Source organism: Arthrobacter sp. NPDC080031 (assembly GCF_040702485.1).
GTDB lineage: Bacteria > Actinomycetota > Actinomycetes > Actinomycetales > Micrococcaceae > Arthrobacter.
On the sequence record NZ_JBFBLA010000015.1, the window covers coordinates 1 to 24,415 of the forward strand.

Genomic DNA, 24,415 nt, shown 5'->3' on the forward strand with positions numbered 1-24,415 from the left:
AGCTAAGACCCACAGCGCCGATGGTACTGCACCCGGGAGGGTGTGGGAGAGTAGGACACCGCCGGACAACCATTCACGGCCAGGCCCCGACACACGTCGGGGCCTGACCCATTTAACAACACCAGACGGACCGGACCCCGGCCTCCACCCGCCGCCCACCAGAAGTGAGCCGGCGTCCCGCCGAAACCGGCCATAAGTGAGCCGGCGTCCGGCCAGGACCCGGTATAAGTGAGCCGGCGTCCGGCGAAAGCCCGGCATATGTGAGCGGGCGTTTGAGGGGGTCGGAGAGTTCGCCCGCGGCGGAATTGACCCCCAAAAGCGCCCGAAATAGGGTGAATTTGGTCAAAAAAGCGCGGAAACACGCGGAATTTGCTGGCCGTGCCCTCCCAAGCTGGTAAGTTTTCGAACAGTGGCTCGCACGCATGCCGTGTGTGAGCTCCAAAATCGTAAAGTCCAGGAGGACACAAATGGCTAAGAACCGTAGCGAACTGGTTTCCGAGGTTGCTGGCAAGGCTGGCACCAGCCAGGCTGCAGTCAACTCCGTGCTCGATGCCCTGTTCGAAGTTTTCGAGACTTCCGTCGCCGCTGGCGAGAAGATCACCATTCCGGGCTGGCTCGCCATCGAGCGCACCGACCGCGCAGCCCGCACGGGCCGCAACCCGCAGACCGGCGAGACCATCCAGATCGCCGCTGGCCACAGCGTCAAGCTGACCGCCGGCTCCAAGCTGAAGGCAGCTGTCGCCAAGAAGTAAGACACTTCGGCGAACGCCTAGGAAAGGCGGCAACCTGCGGGTTGCCGCCTTTCTGCTTTAATCCGCCCGATTCGCCGCGCCGCCGACGTTAGCGGACAATGGATAGGTGCCATCAGCCAAAACTCCCGCCACTGCCCCTTCGCCCGCTTCCAAGCCGGGAACCAAGGCAGGCGCTGCCGTGGAAGGCATCTCCTTGCCGTGGCAGCTGGCGGGCTTTGCTGCGCTCCTCCTGGCTCTCGCGGGCGCCCTGGTCTTCTCCGGCGCCTCGGCTGCTCGGCAGGTCTCTGATCCAGGCGCCTTGGTTCGCTGGGGGCTGCCCGTCGCCAAAGCGATCCACAACGTGTCCTTGGCGACTGTGATCGGCGGACTGATCTTCGCCGTCGTTATCCTTCCCAAGCATGTATCCCGATCCAAGGGCGACGATGCCCCTGAACACCCCGCATTCACCCGCGCCTTGGCCGTAGCGGCCGCAGCAGGCGCCGCCTGGACGCTCTCCGCCGTCGCGGTCCTTGTGCTGACGTACGCGGATGTGGCCGGGCAGAGCCTCTCCGGGGACGCGCAGTTCACCGCTTCCCTCGTCTATTTCATGACGGACATCCAGACGGGCCAGGCGTGGCTCGCGGTGACGATCATCGCGGCGATTGTCACGACGGCGCTGTTCGGCGTCCGGTCGTTGGCGGGACTCGCTCTGACGCTTGTCCTGGCACTGGGCGGCCTGGTGCCGAGCGCTCTGATCGGCCATTCCGCGAGTTCCAGCGACCACGAGGGTGCCATCAATTCGCTCGGTCTTCACCTGGTGGGCGTGTCCACCTGGGTGGGCGGCATCATCATGCTTGCTGTCCTGTCGAGCCTCCTGCGGGGTTCCAAGGCAACAGGCACCAAGGACATTACAGAGCAGACGCTCCGCCGGTTCTCCGCTCTGGCAGGCTTTGCCTTCGTGCTGGTCTTCGCCTCGGGCGTCGTCAACGCGAGCATTCGCGTCACAAGCTTTTCGGCTTTGGTCGGCACCCCGTATGGGCAGATAATCCTGGCGAAGGCGCTGGCCACTGTTGTCCTCGGCTGCATTGGTTTCATGCACCGCCAGTGGGTCATTCCGCAGTTGGGCCGTAAGTCCATGACTACGCGTCGCGTGCTGTGGCAGCTGGTGTTGGTAGAACTCCTGGTGATGGGCGCGACGTCGGGACTCGCCGTCGCGCTGGCCAGTTCGGCACCGCCGCTGCCCACCACTTACGCGCCGGACGCCTCGCCGGCCTTTATCCTGTCAGGTTACGAGCTGCCGCCCGAACTGACGCCCGCGCGCTGGTTGACCGAGTGGCGCTTCGACTGGCTTTGGGTGGCTGTGGCCCTCTTCGGCGCGGCGAGCTATATCCTCGGCGTGGTTAAGGTGCGCCGCCGCGGTGACTCCTGGTCATGGTTCCGTGCCGCTAACTGGATGATCGGCCTGGTGGTGCTGACCTACATCACCTCCGGACCGCCGTCGGTCTACGGCCGCGTACTGTTCTCCGCGCACATGGTGGACCACATGGCGTTGACGATGGTGGCCCCGCTGTTCCTTGTGCTGGGTTCGCCGGTCACGTTGGCATTGCGGGCCCTGCCGTCACGCGGCGAAGGATCGCGAGGCGACGGCTCCCGTGGCCTTCGTGAGTGGCTCCTGGTGTTTGTGCATTCGAAGTTCTCCCAAGTGGTGACGCACCCGCTGTTTGCGGCCGCGAACTTCGCCGGCTCGATCGTCTTGTTCTACTTCTCGGACGCGTTCGGCTGGGCGATGCGTGAGCACGTGGGCCATGAGCTGATGAACCTGCACTTCCTGCTGACCGGCTACATCTTTGTCCTCACCATGATCGGCACCGACCCGTTGCCACGTCGGGCGCCCTACCCGATGCGTTTGCTCCTCTTGCTCGCCACGATGGGCTTCCACGCTTTCTTCGGTGTGTCCATCATGGGAGGGACCGGGCTGCTGGCTGCCGACTACTTCGGCAATCTCGGCCGGACCTGGGGACAATCGGCCTTGCTGGACCAGCAGACAGGCGGTGCTGTGGCCTGGGGAATTGGCGAAGTTCCCACCTTGCTGGTGGCAATCGGCGTCGCGGTCATGTGGTCGCGTTCGGATGAGCGGGAGACCAAACGCACGGACCGGGCGGCCGACAGGAATAACGACGCCGACCTTAATGCTTACAACGATATGTTTGCGCGGCTTGCAGACCGCGATGCGAAACTGATTGATCGGGACGTCAAACAGCCCGGAAGCAAGACCAACCTGGAAGGACGCTGATGAGCGAATCCGTACGCACCCAACTGCGTGTCCGCGCCTCTGAACTGGTGGGCCGTGGCTGGCTCAACACGGGCGGGAAGACCCTGGACCTGGAAGCGCTGCGCGGCAAGATCGTGCTGCTGGACTTCTGGACGTTCTGCTGCATCAACTGCCTGCATGTCCTGGATGAGCTGCGCCCGCTCGAGGAAAAGTACTCCGATGTCCTGGTGACGGTCGGCGTGCACTCGCCCAAGTTCGAGCACGAAGCCGATCCCGTGGCCCTCGCATCCGCCGTGGAGCGCTACGAAATCCACCACCCCGTCCTGGACGACCCCGAGCTCGCCACGTGGAAGGCCTACACGGCCCGCGCCTGGCCGACGCTGGTGGTTGTGGATCCCGAGGGCTACATCGTGGCGCATCTTTCCGGTGAGGGCCACGCAGACGGGCTTGCGGTGCTCCTTGAGGAGCTGGTGGCCGAGCACGAAGCCAAGGGGACCCTCCACCGCGGTGACGGCCCCTATGTGGCTCCCGTCCCGACGTCGGGCACCCTGCGCTTCCCGGGCAAGGCGACCCAGCTGGACAACGGCAACTACCTTGTGGTCGATTCGGGCCACCACCGTTTGGTGGAACTGCGACCGGACCTTGAGACCGTGGAGCGCGTCATCGGTTCCGGAACCAAGGGTTACCTGGACGGCGCGGCGGAAATTGCCCAGTTCAACGAGCCGCAGGGCGTGGCGGTACTCCCGGCGGAGCTTGCCTGGCAGCTCGGGTACGAAGCAGTGGTCGCGGACACCGTGAACCACCGCCTCCGCGGCGTGACGCTCAGCTCGGGTTATGTGCAGACCGTTGCCGGCAACGGCGTACAGCGACTGCTCGACGCCGGCCCTGCCCGCGTGACGGAAAGCGGTGCCGGTGTTTGGGCTGAACACCACGACGCCGGTCCGGCTGACTTCGCGGCCGACGCGGTCGACGTCGGGGTGCTCGGTGTCGGGACCGGGGTGTCCTTGTCCTCGCCGTGGGACGTGGTGTGGAGCGAGAAGCTGCAGCGCGTTGTCATCGCGATGGCCGGAACGCACCAGATCTTCGCCTTCGAGCCTCTCAGCGGCGAGGTATCGATCCTGGCCGGCTCGGGCCTTGAAGGGTTGCTTGACGGACCCGCCGAGGAAGCCTGGTTCGCCCAGCCTTCCGCCCTGGCCGTGGATGCGGAAGACAACATCTGGGTGGCCGACTCCGAGACCTCGGCGTTGCGCCGCCTGGTCCTGGGCGAATCCGGCGTGACCGTTGAGTCGGCCGTGGGCAAGGGCTTGTTCGATTTCGGTTTCCGGGACGGCGAGGCCACCGCGGCTCGCCTGCAGCACCCCCTGGGTGTCACAGTGCTCCCTGATGGCTCCGTCGCCATCGCGGACACCTACAACGGTGCCGTGCGGCGCTACGATCCCGCGACGAAGACGGTTTCCACTCTGGCGCGGGGGCTCGCCGAGCCGAGCGACGTCGTCGTGGTCTACCCGGAAAGCGGCGAACCGCTGTTGGTGGTGGTCGAATCCAACAAGCACCAACTGGTCCTGGTTCCCATCCCCAAGGAAGCCCAGCAGGTGGACGAGGGAGCCTCGCAGACGCAGCGGCCCAAGAGCCCCGTGGCGCCGGGGAACCTTGAGCTCACCGTGCGCTTCACAGCCCCTACCGGCCAGAAGCTCGATGACCGCTGGGGCGATCCTACCCAGCTCAAGATCTCCTCGACCCCGCCCGAGCTGCTGCTTTCGGGGGGTGGGACGTCCGTGGGGCTGCTGCGCACCCTCGAGCTGTCCGCGGACGTACCTGAGGGGATCCTCCACATTACGGCCCGGGCGGCTGCGTGTGATGGCCCGGAGACCGAGGACGGAGAAATCCCCGATCACGCCGCGTGCCACCTCTACCAGCAAGACTGGGGCATCCCCGTGGTCCTGCAGGCCGACGGCGACTCCGAACTGGTGCTTGACCTGCGCGGGATGGACTAGGCAGTGGCCTTCTAGGGCTGGCTGGTTCGCCGGCCTGCGTCACGGGACGCATCTTTTTGGCTCTTTGCTCCGACCCCGGTCCCGGAAATCCGGGGTTTGAGTACTCAGGGCGGCCAAAAACCTGCGCTGCGTGACGCTGGGGCGGCTAACAAAGGCGCCAGCCTAGAAGCTCACCAGCGGGGTGACGGTGATGGTGTCCGCCCCTATGTCCAAACGTGTGGTGAAGCTGAAGTCGTGAACGGCGCTGAGGTCGCCGACTTGCCCGCTGAAGAGGTCGATTTCGCGGGCTGTTACCTTGGCTTTGCCGTTGAGGGGCGCCACGACCCACTGTCCGTTAAAGGGGTCGATGCTGACCTTGGGATACTCCGTGATCTGCCATTTGATGGTGCCATCCACCACCCGGCTGTTGGTCACGTGGTAGAACGGGCAGTCGGGTTGGAGCTTTTGCTGCTTGGTGGCGTCAGCGGCGCAGGTGTCCAGGAATTCCTTGACCTTGTCGCTCACCACCTTGATCATGGCGTCGGTGGGCTTGGTCACAAGGTTGAGGGGTGCCTGTGGCAGGGCGCCCGTGGTCACCGACGTGCTGGTAGTCGGCGCGGAGAAATATTTGCCGGTGAGGCTGGCTTCGTATTGGCCGGGGTAAAACACGGCAAAGCTGTTGCGGCCATTGGGCAGGTTCACAGGGACGCCGTTCAGCGTTGCCTCGTTGGCGTTCACCACCGTGACCTCGATCGTCGGCAAGGATGACGGCACGAAGGACCACTTGCCGAAGAACAGCCACTCGGTGCCCGTCCGTTCAAGCAGGAAGTCCGTGTGCAGCGCCTTGCCGTCGATCTGGTAGTCCATGGGGACGGTCACCCGGTTGCTGCCACGGGATTCGGCGTTGCCGAGCTTGATATCGGTGATCTTCGACGCCGCCGTCTGCAGGGCGGTACCGTCCAGCATGGCGGCATTGGCGTTGGGCACGGACGCGTGCAGGAGCCCGAGGGCTTCCCCGCCATGCCCCTTCTGGAGGGCCGAAAGGTAATCGCGCACTTGCTGCTGCGGGCTGGCTATGGAGTTGCTCACCAGGTTGACGGAAACGATCGCAGCGGCCACGGCAAGCATCAGACCGAGCAGCCACCCGGCCGCGGTCTTGACCAACGCTTGACTCAACTGCACGCCCTTTACGTTACCCGCCGGTTCAGCAATACCTCGTCATCCCTTCCCTCAGGTGACGGCTGAAGATGCTCTTGGGGAGGGGCCCGACGGCGGGCGGCTGCTCCGCTTTAGCGGCGCCGACGCGATGAGGTTCCGAACACTCCGCGGAGCAATTCCCGGCCGAGTTGCGTGCCGAAGGACCGTGCCATGCTCTTGATTCCGCCCCCGAGCGCACCACCCAGGACGCCTGCGAGATCGCCCATCATCCCGTCTTGCTGCGGCGCAGGTGCCGGTGCGTTGGCCGGTGCATTGGCCGGTGCCGGTGCGGACGGCCAGTCTTCCGGCGCGGAGCCTGGCAGCGGACGACTGCTGGGACGGCCAAGGATTTCTTCCTCGATCCTGCGGGCTTCTGCCTCAACGGCATGGGGGTCAAGGGCACCCGGTACCGGAGGCTGACCTGGCGCTGCCTCTCCCGTGGCGGGTGCGGTCTCTTTGCCGCTGAGTTTCTCGTAGGCCGAGATGTTGTCCACGGCGGTGCCGTACTTGGGAAGCAGCGGGGAAGCTGCGATGGTGCTGCCGATCAGCCCGTCCGTGCTGGGTCCCATCACCGATTCGGGGGCACGCAGCTTCGTCAGCGCCACGGGCGTGGGCGCGCCTCTTTCGTTCATGACTGTGATGACCGCTTCGCCGATACCGGCCGAGGTGAGTGTTTCCTCAAGGTCGTAGTCGCTCACCGGGAATGTGGACACGGTGGCCTTGAGCGCTTTGGCGTCCTCCGGGGTAAACGCGCGCAGGGCGTGCTGGACCCGGTTGGCAAGCTGGCCGAGGACGGCGGCAGGAACATCCTTGGGCGTCTGGGTGACGAAGAAGATCCCGACCCCCTTGGACCGGATGAGCCGCACCGTGGTGGTGATGGCTTCGAGGAAGGCCTTGGATGCGCCGGTGAAGAGCAAATGGGCTTCGTCGAGGAAGAACACCAGCTTGGGTTTGTCCAGGTCTCCCGCCTCGGGGAGGTCTTCGAACAAGTCCGCAAGCAGCCACATGAGGAACGTCGAGAACAGCATGGGCTTGGTCTGGAGCGTCGGCAATTCGAGGCAACTGATCACACCGCGGCCGTCCGGGGCCGTGCGGAGAAGTTCCGCGGTATCGAATTCCGGCTCGCCGAAGAACTTCTCCATGCCTTCGGCCTCGAGATTCACGAGCTCGCGCAGGATGACGCCGGCCGTGGCCTTGGATAGTCCGCCGAGGTCCTCGAGTTCAGCCTTGCCCTCGTCCGAGGTCAGGAACTGGATGACTGCGCGCAGGTCTTTGAGGTCGATCAGTTCGAGTTTTTTCTGGTCGGCGAAGTGGAAGATCAGCTGCAGGCTGGATTCCTGGGTGTCATTGAGCTCCATGATGCGTGAAAGCAGAATCGGGCCGAACGAGGTGATCGTTGCGCGGACCGGAACGCCGTTGCCATCCCCGCCCAGCGAGAGAAACTCGACCGGAAAAGCCTTGCCGGACCAATCTTGGCCGAGGCTCGCTGTGCGGGCCGTGAGTTTTTCGCTGGCCGTCGCGGCGGTGGCGAGTCCTGAAAGGTCTCCTTTGATGTCAGCCAAGAAGACGGGGACTCCGGCAGTGGAGAGCTGTTCTGCCATCATGTGCAGGGTGACGGTCTTGCCGGTGCCCGTGGCCCCGGCCACCAGGCCGTGCCGGTTCATCATGGACAGTGGCAACCGGACTTGCGCTTCTTTGTGGACTTCACCGTCGACGATGGCGGCACCCAGCTCGATCGTGGGCCCATCGAGGGTGTATCCCTGCTGGATCGTGGCAAGTTTTTCCGCTGCTGTTTTCTTGGCCATGCGCATAGCCTAGTGGTGCAGGGCGGCAGTTGGGCGGAAAATTTGCCTGACTGCTTATGCTCGCTTGGCGTACCGGAGGTAGACGACTCCGTTGCCAAAGCGACGTTCGTCCAACAGCTCAAGGGCCACGCCCACGCCGTCCGGGAGGAATTGTTTGCCGCCTCCGACGACCACCGGCGTGAGGAAGAGACAGAACTCGTCCACCAGTCCGGCCTTGATGGCCTGGGCGGCGAGAACCGTGCCACCAATGGACATGTCCTGCTCTGACGACTCTTTCAGCGCGCGGATGGCTCCGGCGTCGAACTCCCGCTCAAGGCGTGTCTTTGCGGTGGACGGACTTTCCAAACTCGTGGAATATACGATCTTGTCCGCGGCACGCCAGATCTCCGCATAGTCCCGCATGACCGCCGGCTCGTCGGAAAGGGACATGTCCTCCCATGCGGACATGACCTCGTACATTCGCCTGCCGTAGAGGTATGTGCCGATGGGCCGCTCCAAGTCGTTGACGAAGGCGTGCACTTCTTCGTCCGGCATGCTCCAATCGAATTTCCCGTCGGCATCGGCGGTGTAGCCGTCCAGGGACATGATCCCTGCGTAGATCAGTTTCGCCATGCACAGACGGTACACACCCGGGACGGCAACGGTATAGTGCCCGGATGGATGACAAAGGGATTCTGCTCAAATACCTGCGCGCCCGTCGCGGCGAGCTCCTCGCCAAGCTTGACGGACTCGACGAGTACGACGTCCGCCGGCCCATGACCCCCACCGGCACCAACCTCCTGGGACTGGTCAAGCATGTGGCCAGCGTGGAGCTGGGGTACTTCGGGGAAGTCTTTGGCCGGCCCAGCGGTCGGGACTTACCGTGGTTCGCAGACGACGCCGAAGCCGACGCGGACCTGTGGGTTCCCCCGGAAGAGAGCCGGGACGAGATTATCGAACTTCACCGGTTCTCGGCCGAGCACAGCGATGCAACCATCGAGTCGCTCCCACTCGACGCTCGCGGGGAAGTGCCGTGGTGGCCCGAAGAACGTCGACATGTGACGCTCCATCAGATCCTGGTGCACATGTGCGTCGAGACGGCCCAGCACTTGGGTCATGCCGACATACTTCGTGAGCTCATCGACGGTTCCGCGGGGAAGGGCCCCGGGGACCTGAATTTGTCACAGCGAAGCCCCGAAGAATGGGCCGATCACCGGGCCCGGATCGAGGCCGCGGCGCGGGTAGCAATCGAGGGGTGAGATCTCGCCCCTTTGAGCGCACGAAAGGGCCGAGATCTCACGCTTCAGTGGGTGCAAGATCCTTCGTGAACGCCAAGTGCTTGATCTCTTCCGGATCGGCGTCGACGTCGAACAGGGGGGTGTAGCCCGTGGCCAGGTACAGGTTCTTGGCTTCGGGCTGCCGCGGACCGGTGGTGAGGTAGATCCGTCGGTAGCCGCGTCGGGAAGCCTCGGCCTCCAGCTCCGCGAGGACCACGCGGGCCAGGCCGCGACGGCGGTGCGCCGAATGCGTCCAGATCCGCTTGAGCTCCGCCGTGCGGGAGTCGTAGCGGCGGAATGCGCCGCCTGCGACGGTTTCGCCGTTCTCCTGCAGGATGAGGAGGGCGCCGTGGGGTGCGGCAAACTCGCCGGCCGGGTACCTGTTGAGCTCCTCGGCTGCGCCACCGCTGCCAAAGAGGTCCCCGTAGCGCGTGGTGTATTCGACGGCGAGTTCGTCCAGGAGGGGCTTGACGCGTGGATCGCGCATCGGCAACGTGAGGACGGCAAGGCCCGACGACCGCTGGGTTGGCGTTGTTGTCATGTCATGCCTTTCGTGAATTTCCCAACTGACTCGCAGTTGTTGTCGTTATGAGGCGTCAAAACGACAACAACTGCGAGTCAGTTGGGTGGCTGGTGCGTGGGTGACGGGCGGACAGTTCGGCCAGGAGCCGGCGGGCCAAGGCGTCATTCTCGCGGAACGGTGCGGCGTTCGTCTCCGGCCGCGCGAACGCACCCGCGCCCCAACCCGAGGTCCAGGGTCCGACGGCGAAGAGGCCCACCTGCCGTCCGCCGTCGGGCGCCAGGACTTCGTGCGAACTCGAGACCAACAGCTTACCGGTGGAGTGCGGGCCGTCCGAGGTGAGGAGCGACTGTTCGGTGCCCCAACCGGCGTCGTGCAGGTCCGCCAGCGCGGGGTTGGCCGATCGCGTGACCGACGGCGACGGCAACCGGGCCTCGATGTACGCCGCAGCGTCCACCACTACGGGCGATTGGAAGGAACCGGCCACGAACCGGCCGCTGGCTTCGTCCGGACGCACCCACATGCCCGGGCCAAGGAACTGCAGCAACCCGGCCCGGTGCAGGGCGAGGATCTCGCGCAGCCGGTGGGGCGGCGGCCCGGAATCCACGAAGCTGAAGAAGCCGTGCCACCACCCGTGCACCGCTTGTTGGGAGCGCGAGTTTAGCCGCTCCTGGGGGACCAGCTGGCCGAGTTCCATGTAGACGCGGAGCAGGGCCGTGAACAAGGCCAAGGTTTCCGAGTGGTCCGGGCTCGTGCGGAGCTTGAGGTCGCGTTCGATGTAGGCCGCCACGGATCTTTGCACGGCGGCATGGTCCGCGAAGGCGCAGCCGCCGAACGGTTGGTCCAGGGCCTCGAGATCGAGCCGGAGGGTCGGGTCCGGGATGGCCGCGGCCACGAGGTCTTCGCGTTCGCGGCTGTACCAATCCACGGCATCGAAGCGCGCCGAAAACTCTTCCCAGCCGCCATGGACCCGTGCCGGATAGCCGACGAAGAGCTCGCGGTAATAGGCGTAGCCGGCGTCCTTGGCGATGAGCGGCCATAGCTGGGTCCGGAAATCCAGCTCCCCGTGAGCGGCGAGCAGCGATTCCACGGCGCCCGGGGTGAAGTACCTCGGGGCGCCGACGGGCTCGCCGCGCAGGGTGGAGGAGATCTTGGAGTGGTAGGGGACTCCGCGCCGGGAGCCTGCCCAGAGCCGCGGCTCGGCCCCGGACGGCACATACTCCAGGCCGCCGTCGGGCCTGTCTTCGAAGACGCCCCCGCGGCCCTCGAACAGGAGCACCAGAAGGTCCACGAATGCCAGGCCCATGCCCGAAACCAGGACGTCCTGGCCGGGTGCGATCGCCGAATAGTCGACGTCGGTGGTGTACGACGGCGCCGCGTGGAACCCGCCGCGGCGGGCGGCGAAATCGGCAAGCCGCGCTGATTCCGGATCGGCCCGGGAGTCAGTGTGGCCCAGCGAATACACCACGAGATCCGCTTCCAGTGCCCCGTCCGAGGCGAGCCGCACGCGGTACTTCGCACCGCCGTCTGACCCTGGAGCAAGATGTTCGACGGCGGTGGCCGTGTCCCGGTGGACGGTCACCGTGACGTCCGGGCCGAGCGCCGCGACGGCCCTGCGGAAGAACCACTCGAGGTATCTGCTCTGGAGTTGGCGGCTGGGAAACGACGACGGTGTCAATGCGTGGAGCTGCTCAAGGAGGTGGGGCTCGAACTGCGGGACGTCGCGGATGGAACCCTCCAGCACGCCGGCCGCCCATGCGGCTAGGCCCGGACCGTCCACGGAGGGACCGTCGCAGGCCACGGAACTGTCGGTGAACATCGTGACGTCCGCTGCCGTGGAGTTGAGCAGGAGTCCCGGGCTCTGGTCATAGCGCCAGATCCTCCCGGAACCGGGTTCGTACGGCTCGACCACGTGGATGGAAAGGGGCCCGTCGAAGAGGCCGGGCTTGTTGGCTGCGAGCCGCTCGAGGATGCCGGCTGAGCGCGGACCACCGCCGATAAACACGATGGTGGGGGCGAAGGACGGCATGGCAACTCCTGTTGGCGGTGGCTGGTGGTACCCGAGCCTAGGGACGCTTCGGGGCCCTGGTCGAGGCCCGGGTAACAGCCGTTCACTACGCGTCACGGTGCGTCAACGAGCGCAAAGAACCGACTCATATGGCGCCCTGTGAAGCGCGGAGTAGCGCCATGAACCCCCATGAAGAAGTGCAAAAATCCGCCTTGCAGCTGCTTCGAACGCGCCCCTAGATTGGCAGCCATCCGATAGCCAACAACCCCTACGAAGCGAGGTGGCGCATGAGTTCAGCAGCAACCACAGCGGCGCAGTCCGCACAGGAACAGGCGCCGGGCGCCTTTTTGGGACGCAGTGCCGTCGCGGAAAGCCCGACGGCGGACGCCGCCCAGAGTGCCGCTGCCCACAGTGCCGTCGCCCGGCCCGCAGCCGACTACTCCGGCTACAAACTGGTCCCGGCGCGGCAACCATGGCGCTGGGTAGGCACAGTGCTGGTGGCGCTCGGGGTTGTCGCAGTGGCTTGGTCCCTCGCGACGAACCCGCGCTGGGAATGGGGTGTGGTCGCGCAATGGTTCACCGCGCAGTCCGTGGTCAACGGCCTCGGGGAGACGCTGAAGCTGACGGCCATCTCCGGCGCGCTGGGCTTTGTCCTCGGCTTCATCCTGGCGCTCATGAGGCTCTCGGCCTCGCCGCTCCTGGTCTCGGTGTCCTGGACGTTCTCCTGGATCTTCCGCTCCACGCCGTTGTTGGTGCAGATGCTGCTTTGGTACAACCTGGGTTACCTCTACGAGAAAATCAGCCTAGGAATCCCCTTCACGGACATCCGCTTCTTCGAGGTCCAGACCACCACGCTCATTAGCCAATTCGCGGCGGCCGTCCTGGGCTTGACCCTCAACCAGGCGGCGTACTCGGCCGAGATCATCCGAGGCGGCATCCTCTCGGTGGATCAGGGCCAGCTCGAGGCAGCCGCGGCCCTGGGCATTCCGGCCTGGCGACGCTCCACGAGGATCGTCTTGCCGCAGGCCATGCGGGCCATCCTGCCCACCGCTTTCAACGAGATCATCGGCCTGGTCAAGGGAACCTCGATCGTCTACGTCCTGGCCTATTCCGAGCTCTTCTACACCGTGCAGGTCATCTATAACCGCACCCAGCAGGTCCTTCCGCTGCTCCTCGTGGCGACCCTCTGGTATGTGGCGATTACCTCGGTCCTGAGTGTTTTCCAGTACTACATCGAGCGCTACTACTCGAAGGGCGCGGTTCGGAACCTGCCGCTCACTCCACTGCAGAAGGCCAGGAAGTTCTTTGCCACCCACGCACCCGTGAACCTTGACCGAGCGAAGGAAGCCCGATGAGTACCGCTGCAACCCGCGGCCATGTGGAAATCACCAACGTCCGCAAGTCTTTCGGGGGCTCGGAAGTCCTCAAAGGAGTGTCCCTCACGGTGCCGACCGGCGGAGTCGCAGTGATCGTGGGGCCCTCCGGCTCCGGGAAGTCCACGCTCCTGCGGACCATCAACCACTTGGAGAAAGTGGACGGCGGGTACATCACCATCGACGGCCAATTAGTGGGCTACCAGGTCCGGGGAAACAAGCTACACGAATTGCGCGAGAAGGACATCCTCAAGCAGCGCACGGACATCGGCATGGTGTTCCAGAACTTCAACCTGTTCCCGCACCTCACCGCACTAGAGAACGTGACCGAAGCGCCCGTCGTCGCGCTCCACCGGAACAAAGCCGAAGCGCGCAAGCGTGCGCTGGAACTCCTAGACCGCGTGGGCCTCAAGGACCGGGCCGATGCCTATCCGCGGCAATTGTCCGGCGGCCAGCAGCAGCGCGTTGCCATCGCACGGGCGCTGGCCCTTGACCCCAAGATCCTGCTCTTCGACGAACCCACTTCGGCGTTGGATCCGGAGCTTGTCAACGAGGTCCTGGACGTCATCCGAGAACTCGCCACGTCCGGCACCACGTTGATCGTAGTCACGCACGAAATGGGCTTCGCCCGTGATGTGGCGGACACCGTGGTCTTCATGGATCAAGGCCAGATCGTGGAGCAAGGCAGTCCCCAGGAGATCTTCGCGAATCCCCGTGAACCCCGGACGCGGATCTTTTTCTCCAAGGTCATCGAACCAGCTTTCAACATTTGAGGAATTCCTACATGCCACGCATCAAAACCAGGCTTCTCGCGCTCGCAGTGCTGCCCGCCGTCGTACTCCCGGCGCTCGCCGGATGCTCCGACCCCGGCGCGTCCGCTGCGGGTGCCAGCCCGTCCCCGAGTACCGCCCGTAACGGCGTTGCCTACAATGCCTCGCCCGAGCAGAATCGCATCCGGGCGCAGAAGGACCCCGCCGCGGCAGCCGCAGTTCCCGCTGCGATCGGCAAGGACGGCAAACTGACGGTCGCCACCACGGCTGGATCCATCCCGTTGTCCTTCTACGCGACGGACAACAAGACCCCGATCGGCGTCGAAGTGGACCTCGCACAACTTGTAGCCGACAAGCTGGGCCTCGCCCTGGACGTGCAGGTCACCTCCTGGGAGAACTGGCCGCTCAAGACGCAGTCGGGGGATTTCGAAGCCGTGTTCTCGAACGTAGGCATCAACAAGGACCGGGTGAAACTGTTCGACTTCTCCACATACCGCGCCGCCTACATGGGCTTCGAAGCCAAGAAGTCGTCGACGTACAACATCAAGGGCGCGGATGACATCTCCGGGCTGAAGGTCTCGGTGGGCTCGGGAACCAACCAGGAAAAGATCCTCCTGGCCTGGAACAAGGACCTCGAGTCCCGCGGCAAGGCCCCGGCGACCCTGCAGTACTACTCTTCCGACGCCGACACCATCCTGGCGCTCTCCTCCGGCAGGACGGACTTGAACATCGCGCCCTACCCATCCGTGTCCTACCGGGAAAATACCCGGAACGACCTGAAAGTGGTGGGCAAAGTCAATGCCGGCTGGCCCTCCGAGACCCTCGTCGCAGCTACCACCCTCAAAGGCAACGGCCTGGCGCCGGCCATCACGGATGCACTGAATTCGGCCATCAAGGACGGTTCCTACGGGAAGGTCCTGGAGCGCTGGGGGCTAACCGAGGAAGCCCTGCCGGAATCCAAAACCGTGACCGAGGCAAACTTCGGGAGTACCCAGGCAGGGAAAACACAGTGAAGTTCCAGGTACTCGATATCATTCCGCACCTGAAGAACCCGGTAACCGGGGAAATTGTCTCGACGGCGGAGCGGCTCAACCAGGTGGTGGAGACTGCCCGCAGGGCCGAGGAGCTGGATTTTGACAGTTTCGCCGTAGGGGAGCGGCACGCGGGAGAGTTCATCTCTTCGTCCCCGACGACGGTCCTCGCCGCGGTCGCGGCCGTCACCAGCCGCATCAGGCTCCAGACCGGCGTCACCGTTTTGTCAGTGCTCGATCCTGTGCGGGTGGCCGAAGACTATGCCACGATCGACCAATTGAGCCGGGGGCGCCTAGAAGTTGTGATCGGCAAGGGCAACGAGGTGCTGCAGTACCCTCTGTTCGGGCTTTCGCTGGATGACCAGTGGGAGCTGGTTGCCGAAAAATATGGACTGTTGCGGCGGCTGTGGCGGGAGGAGAACGTCACGTGGTCCGGCCGTTTCCGGCCCGCATTGACCGAAGGAACAACAACGACGCCGCGACCGTTTGCCGGTTCGCCGCGGATTTGGCACGGCTCGGCTACAACCCTCACTTCGGCTGCGCTCGCAGCCCAATGGGGCGACCCGCTTTTCACCGCCAATGCCATCCAGCCTCGGGAGAACTACAAGGTCCTGATCAACCACTACCGCGAGGAATACAAACGCCACGGTCACGATCCGCGCCACCAGTACCTCGGCTCGGGTTCCGGCGCCGGTGGAGTGTTCATCGCAGACACCACGCAGGAAGCCAAGCGCCAGTTCGGGCCGATCTACGAGGCCTTGACGATTGGACGCAACGTCCCGGGCAACAATTCGCCGTTCCGGGACATCGACCACGCCGTGGCTGAAGGTCCTGCGCTGGTTGGCAGCCCGGAGCAGGTCATCGACAAGATCCTGAGCTACCACTCGCTCTACGGCCACGATCTGCAGTCCATTTCCTTGCCCACCACGCTGCCTTTCGAGCAGCAACTGGAGATCCTTGAGCGGTTCGCGCTCGAGGTCATCCCGGCGGTCCGCGCTGCCGCGCCAACCACCCTGTGGGAGCCGGTGGATCCCTTCGGTGGTCGTCCGGAGTTCGCCGGGGCCGCATCACCGGACGCAGCCGGAACCGTCACTGCAGATCACGCAAGCTACAGGAGGAATCATGCCTACGCCCACTGACTCTCGTCCGGGCCTGTCCGGATTCTTGGCCTTGGAGCTCGACGGCGACGGCGCCCACCCAGCCGCTTGGCGCAGCGCCCGGCATGCACCCGATGGATTGCTGAACGGTGCGCGGATCCGGAGCACAGTCTTGGCGGCGGAGTCGGCGGGGTTCCATGTGGCGACGTTCGCCGATGGGCCGGTGAGTTCCGGACGTGACATCGCCGGCCGTCTGAACGCCTTGCAGCGGGCCGCCTTCGCCGGGCCGGTGACAAGTTCGATCGTGCTGGTCCCTGAAGTCGACACGGTCTACACCGAGCCCTTCCACGTTTCGACGCAGCTGGCGAGCCTGGACTACGTCTCGGGTGGACGGGCCGGTTGGCTCGCCGCGGCGAGCGGCTCCGCGGAGGAGGCTGCCGCCGTCGGGCGCTCTTTTGCTGAAGGTGCCGCGCTGGCGCAGGAGGCCGCGGCGTCGGTGGAGGTGAGCCGGCGACTCTGGGATTCCTGGGAGGACGGCGCCGTGATCCGCGACGTGGCCACCGGGCGGTACCTTGACGTCGACAAACTCCACTACGTCGACTTCGAGACACCAGCGGAATTCGCAGGGCCCGGGTACTCGGTGAAGGGACCCTCCATCATTCCTCGCCCGCTGCAGGGGCAATTGCCCGTGATTGCGCAGGCCGGCTTGCTTCCATCGGACGCCGATGTGGTGCTGGTGTCCGCTCCGACGCCTTCGCTGCTCGCCGCGGAGGTGGCGGAGGTACGTCGGGCTCTTGCGGGAGGCGCCGCGGTAGTGGCGGGGCTCGACGTCGTCCTTGACGCGCGCGGGCAGAACGCCTCCGCGCGGCTCGCCGAACTGGACGCGTTTACGCCGTGGTCCAGTTCCCGCGCGCGTTTTGTCGGCACAGCCGCGGAGCTCGTTGACTTCCTGGCGGAGCTGCTTGCGGTGGCCGACGGCGTTCGGCTGCATCCAGCTGTGCTGGACGTGGAGCTCGAGGAGCTGGCCCAGTTGGTGCTGCCCGAGCTTCGGCGCCGCGAGGCGCTTAAACCTGTTGCCCAGGGCGGCACGTTCCGGGAATTGCTGGGTCTTCAACGGCCCCTGAGCCGGTACGCGAGCGTTGGCTCGGAAAACTGAGGAGAGAACATGACACAGCACAACCGTGCTAAATTCCAGCCGAGCGGGAAGATCCAGTTCGGGATCTTCTTCCAGGGCGTCAATTCCGGCACCATCTGGAAGGCGTCGGAATCCGGTTCGCAGACCGATTTTGAGTCGTTCCGGAGGATCGCCCAGACCGCCGAGCGCGGGCTGTTCGCTGCTTTCTTCCTGGGCGAAGGCCTGCGCTTGCGCGAACACCTCGGCCGTCCGCACGCCTTGGATGTGGCGGGGAGGCCGGACGCACAGACCATGCTCGCGGCGCTCGCGTCAGTGACGTCCAACATCGGGCTCGTGGCAACGCAGAACACCACGTATAACGATCCCGCCGACCTCGCGCACCGGCTCGCCTCGCTCGACTTGCTCTCCGGCGGGCGCGCGGCTTGGAACGTCGTGACCACGGACAATGCCTGGACCGGGGCCAACTTCCGGCGGGGCGGCTATCTGGACCATGCCGATCGCTATGTCCATGCCGAAGCCTTCGTGGAGACGGCCAAGAGGATCTGGGATTCGTGGGAGGACGGGGCGGTCTCCCCGTCCGTCTCCGCGGATTCCTGGGCGGTTCCATCGCATGTCCGCAGCGTGCACCACTCGGGGCAGCACTATTCCGTGGACTTCACGCCCCGGCTGCCGCGCAGCGCCCAGTACAGGCCGGTGTTGTTCCAGGCCGGCGACTCTCCCGAGGGCCGCGACTTCGCCGCCCGGCAAGCGGATGTCATCTTCTCGGCGCACCCGAAGTTCGACGACGCCGTGGAGTTCCGCGCCGATATCGTCGCGCGCTCCGTGGCTGCCGGACGGGGCGCCAACGACGTCCAGATCATGCCTGCCAGCGAGTTCATCCTCGCCGCGACCGACAAGGAAGCGCGCGAAAAGAAGGAATGGGTCCGAAGCCTGCAGATCGGGCCGCAGCAGGCAGTTGCGTATCTCGAACAGTTCTGGGGCCGGGAGCTGTCTGCCTACGATCCCGATGGTCCGCTTCCGGAGATCGATCCGGTGGTGGAGGAGACCTCCGAGACCCGTGGCAGTGGTTTCCACGGTGCCAAGGCCCGGCAACTCGCCGAGCAGTGGCGCGCCGAGGCCAAGGAGAAGGGCCTATCCATCAGGCAGTTCGTGAGCTCCAGGACTTCAAGGGTGGACGCGACGTTCACGGGGTCCTACACAGCCGTGGCCGACACCTTGGCTGAATACGCCCAGGTGGGTGCAGTGGACGGCTTCAACATTTCGCCATGGCTCATTCCGACAGGCCTGGACGACATCGTGAACCATCTGGTGCCCGAGCTTCAGGAACGCGGTGTGTACCCCACCGAGTACGCCGGCTCGACCCTCCGCGAGAACCTGGGTCTCGCGACGCCGGTGCGCTCGGAGTCGTCGGTTCCGGTGCACGCCGGGGTCACGCGGTGAGTGGGCGCACGGCGAGCCTAGCCGCGCGGCTCGCGGCCGCCGTCGTCGGCTTGCAGACCGACGACGGCGGCTCCCGCGATCCGGACGCGGCCCTTGTGCGGCTCCAGCTAACTGTGTGGGAACAGCAGCTCTGATTGGCTGAGGGTCGCTAGGCGAGCAGCTCGGTGCGCTCGCTCAAGCCCCCTAGACCGTCAAGCTCGGCCACTGTGTCGATATTCAGGCGCCTGAGAAACCCGTGATTGTGGCTCACGATCAACAGTGCGCCGCGGTAGGCGTCGAGGGCTTCGGCGAGCTGCTCGACGCTCGCAATGTCGAGGTTGTTCGTCGGTTCGTCGAGGACCAGTAGCTGGGCGGGCGGCTCCGCCCGGAGCAGCTTCGCGAGGCTGACCCGGAACCGTTCTCCTCCCGACAGGCTGGAGACCGGGCGATCAACGGTGGATCCCCGGAGGAGGAGGCGTGCCAGTTGATTGCGGATGTCTCCGGGCTTCGACGCCGGCGCCGCCTCCCTGACGTTGTCCAGTGCCGAGCGGGAATCGTCCAGACCGTCGAGCCGTTGTTGGAGGTATCCCACCCGGTCGGTCAGCAGCCGTCCGGTGAGCCGGCCCGAGGATTCTGCGGGGCGTCCCTCGACGAGGTGCGTGAGGAGCGTTGACTTGCCGGAGCCGTTGGGTCCCACCAAGGCCACGCGCTCGGGGCCTTGGATGACAATCGTGCGGGAGCCGTCGCTCAGCTCGGCGATCCGGCGGCTCCGCGGCACATCGGGATCGGGAAGAGTGAGATGGATGTGCTCAACCTCCCGGACCCTCGCGTCGGCGGCGTCGACGGCGGCCTGGGCTGATAGCACCTTGCCGTCGAGGGTCGAGCGCAAAGAGCCCGCAGATGCTTGCGCCCTGCTCGCACGGTTGCCGGCCAGGATCTTCGGGATGCCGCCGCTGGCTTGGGTTTTCTTCGCTGTGCGCTCGCGGCGGGCAAGCTTCGTTTCGGCTTCGACGCGTTGTTTCTTCTCGACCTTCAGCGCTTGCTGGGCGCTGCGGGCTGCCTGGATGGCGGCGGCTTGTTCCTGCTCGCGATGTTCTGTGAAAAGGCTGTAAGGGCCACCAAACACGTCAAGCTTGCCGGCATGAAGCTCAGCTGTGGAGTCCATGTGCTCAAGCAATTCGAGGTCGTGGCTGACCACCACGAGTGTGCCCGGCCAGCTGTCAACGAAGTCTGCAAGTTTGGCCCGGGTGCGCGGATCAAGGTTGTTGGTTGGCTCGTCGAGGAGCGTGACCGGGGTGCGGCGGATGCGCAGCCCGGTCAGCGCGATGAGCATTGCCTCGCCACCTGAGAGCTCCCCGACCTGTCGCTTGAGATCACCCGCGGAGAAGCCGATTTCGTGCAGCGCCTCGTCTGCCCGGGACTCAATGTCCCAGTCGTCGCCGACCGTGTCGAAATGGCGCTCATCAACGTCGCCATCCTCAATGGCATGGAGCGCCTTGAGGATGGTGTCGATGCCGAGCAATGCGGCGACCGTCGTGTCGTGTCCGAGGGTCAGCGTCTGGGGGAGGTAGCCGACGTCACCGACGGTTTCGACGCGCCCTAGGGTCGGCTTTAGCTTGCCGGCGATTAAACGGAGCAGGGTCGATTTTCCTGCACCATTGCGACCGACTAGTCCAGTCCGGCCGGTGGTCATGGCGCCATTGAGCCGGTTAAGAGCGGGGCTGCCGTCAGGCCACTCGAATGACAGGTCGTGCAAGGTGATGGCTGATTGTTCTGACATGAGACACAGTCCTTTGGTTCTTGCCCATCAGGGGGCGTAGTCATGGGTCGACGTGCTCTCTCCGGGGCGCGAAAACGCGCGCTACTTCGGAGGGCACTGCACCGGACGTAGGGAGCTATTAGCGAAGCCGGGCCGCCGGGAACAGCGACTACAGACAGCTGAAAGGGGATTTTCACCGGGCGCGCATGAGCGCAATCAACCGGTCGGCCACCGAACGTCAGGTGGCTAGGCTCTGTCGACCTCAATCTCCATAGCCAAAACCATATCGGCAAACTTCTAGAGCGGCCAATTGGGAGGACTGTTATAGAGCCGGATCGCAGGGACATCGTCGCATTCAAGGGCGTGCATAGGTTTCAGCTCATCCCTATCGAGGCTCGCGCAGGGGCCCTGCAGTTCCCCGAGTACGGCAGCGCCGCGGCGCGTGCCATCCTTGGGTATGGCACGAACGTGGTTATCTGTGACGGTGGAACTGCTCGGCGGTCGTGGCGAGGAGCTGTGGCCCTGGCCCGGGCGCATCTTCGCGGTCGGACCCTCGCATACCTTCATGGATCTCGCCAACGCCATCAACGATGCCTTCGCCCGATGGGACCGCTCACACCTGTCACTGTTTACCCTGGCTGACGGCCGGGTGATCACCGACCAAGAGACCGGAACCGAGATAGCCGGATCGATCCGCGGCCCGATCATCGCGCCAATCGACATCGCTGCTGCCAAGGTCGTCCGGACGGTGGAGCCTGGGGCTGAGTTTCAGTTCACGTACGACCTCGGTGACGCCTGGACACACCGATGCGTGGTCGGGGAGGTGAAGGTCGACCCGCTTGAGGTATTGGGTATCCGCCCTAATGCCCCCCTGCCGTACCGGGGCTGGGGCAGCATCCCGGACCAGTACGGGCGCCGGTGGGCCGACGACGAGGGCGAGAGCCCGGCCCCGGGGAAACCGAGCCAGCCGCACCCAATGCTGCTGCACGCCTGGCCCTCACAGGTGCAAGTGCCCCGGCTCGACCTGTCCGAACTGCGGGAAGCCATCGCGGCGGCAGATGCGGCCCGCTTCCTCGCGGCGGTGACGGGGCACGACATCGATGACGCTCTTCAACAGGCGGGGGCCGGCATCCCGATGGCGCTGAAGCAAAGACGACAGGAAGCCGAGCCGGTGGCACTCTCGGTTATCAACCGGCTGACTTGGCGCGACGGCGCCGGGGACCGGATCCTGGCCGAGGATCTTCTAGCCGCCCTGCGCCGCGAGCCGCTGACAGGCAAAGTAGTGCCAGTAGACCTGGACATGCTCAGCACCGTGTTGGAAGGGGATCCCGAACTGTCGGACGGTGGCTACCTCGACCTACACACCGGGCAGGTGTACGACGAGAGCGCTGCTGACCCGATGATGGTCGGGGAGGACGCCGCCATCGACGTGGAGGAGGAGCCGGACCGTTGGCTTCGAATCAGCCGCGCCGATTCCCGGAACGGTTGGCGGGACATGGCGGCCTTCGCCGGGCGGCAGCACGATGAGGCCCTTCGGGAGCGGCTGGAGCGTGCGATCGAGGGCAAAGGTGCCTTCTTCCGGTTCCGTGATCTCGTCCACGGCGAGAACCTTAGCGAACAGTGGTACGCCTTCTCCGCCGACCGCCAGATGGGCCGTGCCCGCGAGTTCCTCGCTGACCACGGCATCCGCGTGGCTTGACGAACCGGTATGACATTGAAGCACCGGGAAATCAGGGGTCTGGGCAGAGCGTTGGCCCGTGCGGCAAGATGGCAGCATGCCTCTCGCCAATCTGCTCACCAGCCTTATGGCACTTCCTGAATCGGAATCACGAGACGCGTATCTGCATTTCGTGAACTTGGCGGAGAACGCCGCGTTGCGTCGAGATGGTGGGCCGCAGCATGTCACCGGGTCCTGCTTCGTGTTTTCGCCTGAATTCGATCGTGTTCTCCTGTGTTTCCATCGCAAGGGGCAGTTCTGGGTGCAGTTCGGCGGTCACATCGAGTCGGAAGACGCATCGGTGGCGGAAGCTGCGCAAAGGGAGGCTCGCGAGGAGTCCGGAATTGACGACCTGGTCCTGCTATCTCCGGCAATCGTGGATCTTGACCGACACGATCTGCATGGGGGATTCTCATGCACAGCCCATTGGGACGTGGGATTCGCCGCGACAGCAGACCCGGACGCGGAGATCGTCGTGAGTGATGAAAGCGAGGACGTCCGCTGGTTCCCGATCAACGAATTGCCGGTTCAACTGTCGGCAGGCTTCTCCGAGCGCTTGAAACGCGTCCGGCGCGCAGCGATGTCACTGAGTGGGATACGGATCGGCTAACAAATGCACGAAAGCTCGTCGTTCATCTGAGCTCCTGTCAGAGGATGGTCAGCCCGCACGGTGGGTCGATGTTCGCTCGGACTGGCGAACGTTCCACAAACCGGATGCGGCTGTGATTGCCCGGTTTGAAGAACAACAAAGCACTTATTGACGGCTGCGACTGGTCTAAGGTTGATCGATGATTGAACCGCGCCAACTTAGTGAGAGCGTCAGCATGCGCGTGTTGCGCATCAGTGACGCGGCAGGGCTTGCCGCCGCGTATGTGCGCAACCGCGCGTACCTTTCACCTTGGGAGCCAACGCGGCCCGAGGAGTATTTCACCGAAAAATGGCAGGCCGCCGACATTGCCAACCGACTCGTCGCGCATAATGCCGGGGATGCATATCCGCTTGGCCTGTTCGACGGCGATCGACTCGTAGGCCGATTTAACGTGGCAGGAATCGTCCGTGGTCCCTTCCAGAGCGCGGGGCTCGGTTACTGGGTGGACGGCGATTATGCAGGCCGCGGGCTGGCGTCCGCAGCGGTCCAAGCAATAGTCAACATGGCGCGCGACGAACTCGGATTGCACCGCATCGAGGCGAGCACTCTTCTCCACAACGCAGCCTCGCAGCGGGTGCTGCTCAAGGCCGGGTTCCGGAAGATCGGCATGGCACCGCGATACCTGCAGATTGCCGGAGAATGGCAAGACCACAACCTCTACCAAGTGGTCCTTCACGACTGACAGGCTCAGTCAGCCCGCGACCATGACGCCCTAAGAAGTGAGCACCCGCACCGGATTCCCCCGCACCCACGCGCGGACATCGTCGAACGCCTCGCCGTAGAAGCGGGCGTAGCTTTGCGACGTGACGTAACCCAAGTGCGGTGTCAGCACGGTTCGCGGTGCAGTGAGGAGGGGGTGGCCAGCTGGCAGGGGCTCGACGTCGTATACGTCCAGGGCCGCGCCGCCGAGCCACCCTTCGTTGAGCCCGCGGAGGAGGGCAGCCTCGTCCACGATCGGCCCGCGGGCTGTGTTCACCAGGACGCCTTCGGGGCCGAGGAGCCGCAGTTCGTCCTCCCCGACGAGTCCCCGGGACCTTTCCGATAACCGCACGTGGACACTCACGACGTCGGCCTCCCCGAAGAGTGCCTCTTTACTCGCCTTCCTGGCACCGGCCGCGGCGGCAGTCTCTTCCGTGAGGTTCGGACTCCAAGCAATCACCTCCATGCCGAACGCCTTGGCGTAACCGGCGATTTTGCTCCCGATATTGCCCAGTCCCAGCACTCCGAGGGTCTTTCCTGACAGTTCGAAACCCACGGTGCTCTGCCAGTTTCCCGCGCGCAGCCGACGGTCCTCGAACGGCACCTTGCGTGCGAAAGCCAGAAGCAGGGACCACGTCAGCTCGGGCGCCGCAGCGGGTGAGCCGCCTGTCCCACAGACAGTGATGCCCTGCTCCTCGGCCGCGCGCAGGTCGATGGCTGCGTTGGCCATTCCGGTGGTGACCAGGAGCTTCAGCTTCGGCAGTTCCCGGAGGAGCCCGGCGTCGAAGGCGGTCCGTTCCCGCATGGCCATGACGATGTCGAATTCGCGGAGGGCGTCCACCGCGTTCGCCAAAGGCTCCGTGAAGACGGTGACATCGACGCCATCACCGGCAAGCTGAGCCCAGGGCGCATAGTCGTAGGCGACCGCTTGATAGTCGTCGAGGATGGCAAGGCGCTGGACCATGGAATTCCCTTTCGCTGGGCGGAGTCGCGGCTATGTGGAA

General features: G+C 64.9%; 21 protein-coding genes. 14 read left to right on the forward strand and 7 right to left on the reverse strand.

What is annotated here, in order from left to right:
* Positions 1 to 467 precede the first annotated feature (467 nt).
* From AB0323_RS13740 to AB0323_RS13750, 3 genes are all read left to right on the forward strand, one after another.
* Positions 468 to 752, forward strand: a complete 285-nt coding sequence (locus AB0323_RS13740) for an HU family DNA-binding protein (protein WP_184739845.1) — start codon at positions 468 to 470, stop codon at positions 750 to 752.
* Between the two features lie 106 nt (positions 753 to 858).
* The gene (locus AB0323_RS13745) at positions 859 to 3,024 is read left to right on the forward strand and encodes a cytochrome c oxidase assembly protein (protein ID WP_366177809.1); all 2,166 of its coding nucleotides are present in this window, start codon (positions 859 to 861) and stop codon (positions 3,022 to 3,024) included.
* A complete protein-coding gene (locus AB0323_RS13750) occupies positions 3,024 to 4,997 on the forward strand; it encodes an NHL domain-containing thioredoxin family protein (RefSeq protein WP_366177810.1) in 1,974 nt (657 codons plus the stop codon). Before AB0323_RS13745 ends, AB0323_RS13750 begins: the two co-directional genes overlap by 1 nt.
* Positions 4,998 to 5,159: 162 nt before the next feature.
* On the opposite strand, the gene AB0323_RS13755 is transcribed toward AB0323_RS13750, so the two are convergent.
* From AB0323_RS13755 to AB0323_RS13765, 3 genes are all read right to left on the reverse strand, one after another.
* A complete protein-coding gene (locus AB0323_RS13755; RefSeq protein ID WP_366177906.1) occupies positions 5,160 to 6,152 on the reverse strand; it encodes a hypothetical protein in 993 nt (330 codons plus the stop codon).
* 113 nt (positions 6,153 to 6,265) lie between these two features.
* Positions 6,266 to 7,978 carry a helicase HerA-like domain-containing protein gene (locus AB0323_RS13760; protein WP_366177811.1) on the reverse strand — a complete coding sequence of 571 codons (1,713 nt, stop codon included), beginning with the start codon at positions 7,976 to 7,978 and terminating at the stop codon, positions 6,266 to 6,268.
* Positions 7,979 to 8,032: 54 nt separating this feature from the next.
* Positions 8,033 to 8,590, reverse strand: a complete 558-nt coding sequence (locus AB0323_RS13765) for a dihydrofolate reductase family protein (protein ID WP_366177812.1) — start codon at positions 8,588 to 8,590, stop codon at positions 8,033 to 8,035.
* A 44-nt stretch (positions 8,591 to 8,634) separates the two neighbouring features.
* Here AB0323_RS13765 and AB0323_RS13770 point away from each other — a divergent pair, with 44 nt between their 5' ends.
* A complete protein-coding gene (locus AB0323_RS13770) occupies positions 8,635 to 9,216 on the forward strand; it encodes a DinB family protein (protein WP_366177813.1) in 582 nt (193 codons plus the stop codon).
* Between the two features lie 37 nt (positions 9,217 to 9,253).
* Here AB0323_RS13770 and AB0323_RS13775 read toward each other — a convergent pair whose 3' ends face one another.
* Complete coding sequence (locus tag AB0323_RS13775; RefSeq protein ID WP_366177814.1) at positions 9,254 to 9,775, reverse strand: GNAT family N-acetyltransferase; 522 nt, start codon at positions 9,773 to 9,775, stop codon at positions 9,254 to 9,256.
* A gap of 55 nt (positions 9,776 to 9,830) precedes the next feature.
* The gene (locus tag AB0323_RS13780; RefSeq protein ID WP_366177815.1) at positions 9,831 to 11,783 is read right to left on the reverse strand and encodes an FAD/NAD(P)-binding protein; all 1,953 of its coding nucleotides are present in this window, start codon (positions 11,781 to 11,783) and stop codon (positions 9,831 to 9,833) included.
* Between the two features lie 266 nt (positions 11,784 to 12,049).
* On the opposite strand from AB0323_RS13780, the gene AB0323_RS13785 reads away from it, so the two are divergent.
* Genes AB0323_RS13785 through AB0323_RS13815 form a run of 7 tightly spaced genes read left to right on the forward strand, consistent with a single transcriptional unit; the run spans position 12,050 to position 18,742 of the window.
* On the forward strand, positions 12,050 to 13,117 hold the full coding sequence (locus tag AB0323_RS13785) for an amino acid ABC transporter permease (protein WP_366177816.1): 1,068 nt from the start codon (positions 12,050 to 12,052) through the stop codon (positions 13,115 to 13,117).
* Complete coding sequence (locus tag AB0323_RS13790; protein WP_366177817.1) at positions 13,114 to 13,908, forward strand: amino acid ABC transporter ATP-binding protein; 795 nt, start codon at positions 13,114 to 13,116, stop codon at positions 13,906 to 13,908. Before AB0323_RS13785 ends, AB0323_RS13790 begins: the two co-directional genes overlap by 4 nt.
* A gap of 11 nt (positions 13,909 to 13,919) precedes the next feature.
* A complete protein-coding gene (locus tag AB0323_RS13795; protein ID WP_366177818.1) occupies positions 13,920 to 14,918 on the forward strand; it encodes an ABC transporter substrate-binding protein in 999 nt (332 codons plus the stop codon).
* Positions 14,915 to 16,075 carry an LLM class flavin-dependent oxidoreductase gene (locus AB0323_RS13800; protein ID WP_366177819.1) on the forward strand — a complete coding sequence of 387 codons (1,161 nt, stop codon included), beginning with the start codon at positions 14,915 to 14,917 and terminating at the stop codon, positions 16,073 to 16,075. The genes AB0323_RS13795 and AB0323_RS13800 overlap by 4 nt, the downstream gene beginning before the upstream one ends.
* Positions 16,059 to 17,189, forward strand: coding sequence for an LLM class flavin-dependent oxidoreductase (locus AB0323_RS13805; RefSeq protein ID WP_366177820.1), 1,131 nt, complete (start codon positions 16,059 to 16,061; stop codon positions 17,187 to 17,189). Before AB0323_RS13800 ends, AB0323_RS13805 begins: the two co-directional genes overlap by 17 nt.
* Before the next feature lie 9 nt (positions 17,190 to 17,198).
* Positions 17,199 to 18,608: an NtaA/DmoA family FMN-dependent monooxygenase gene (locus tag AB0323_RS13810; protein ID WP_366177821.1), complete on the forward strand. Its 1,410-nt coding sequence runs from the start codon at positions 17,199 to 17,201 to the stop codon at positions 18,606 to 18,608.
* Positions 18,605 to 18,742, forward strand: a complete 138-nt coding sequence (locus AB0323_RS13815) for a hypothetical protein (protein WP_366177822.1) — start codon at positions 18,605 to 18,607, stop codon at positions 18,740 to 18,742. Before AB0323_RS13810 ends, AB0323_RS13815 begins: the two co-directional genes overlap by 4 nt.
* Before the next feature lie 14 nt (positions 18,743 to 18,756).
* Here AB0323_RS13815 and AB0323_RS13820 read toward each other — a convergent pair whose 3' ends face one another.
* Complete coding sequence (locus AB0323_RS13820) at positions 18,757 to 20,367, reverse strand: ABC-F family ATP-binding cassette domain-containing protein (protein ID WP_366177823.1); 1,611 nt, start codon at positions 20,365 to 20,367, stop codon at positions 18,757 to 18,759.
* A 544-nt stretch (positions 20,368 to 20,911) separates the two neighbouring features.
* Between AB0323_RS13820 and AB0323_RS13825 the strand changes: the two genes are divergently transcribed.
* The 3 genes from AB0323_RS13825 (at position 20,912) to AB0323_RS13835 (ending at position 23,394) form a co-directional block, all read left to right on the forward strand.
* Complete coding sequence (locus AB0323_RS13825) at positions 20,912 to 22,045, forward strand: hypothetical protein (protein WP_366177824.1); 1,134 nt, start codon at positions 20,912 to 20,914, stop codon at positions 22,043 to 22,045.
* A gap of 76 nt (positions 22,046 to 22,121) precedes the next feature.
* Positions 22,122 to 22,673, forward strand: coding sequence for an NUDIX domain-containing protein (locus AB0323_RS13830; RefSeq protein ID WP_366177825.1), 552 nt, complete (start codon positions 22,122 to 22,124; stop codon positions 22,671 to 22,673).
* A gap of 178 nt (positions 22,674 to 22,851) precedes the next feature.
* Entirely contained in the window at positions 22,852 to 23,394 is a 543-nt protein-coding gene (locus tag AB0323_RS13835) for a GNAT family N-acetyltransferase (RefSeq protein WP_366177826.1), read from the forward strand.
* Positions 23,395 to 23,424: 30 nt separating this feature from the next.
* On the opposite strand, the gene AB0323_RS13840 is transcribed toward AB0323_RS13835, so the two are convergent.
* The gene (locus AB0323_RS13840; RefSeq protein WP_366177827.1) at positions 23,425 to 24,375 is read right to left on the reverse strand and encodes a D-2-hydroxyacid dehydrogenase family protein; all 951 of its coding nucleotides are present in this window, start codon (positions 24,373 to 24,375) and stop codon (positions 23,425 to 23,427) included.
* Positions 24,376 to 24,415 lie beyond the last annotated feature (40 nt).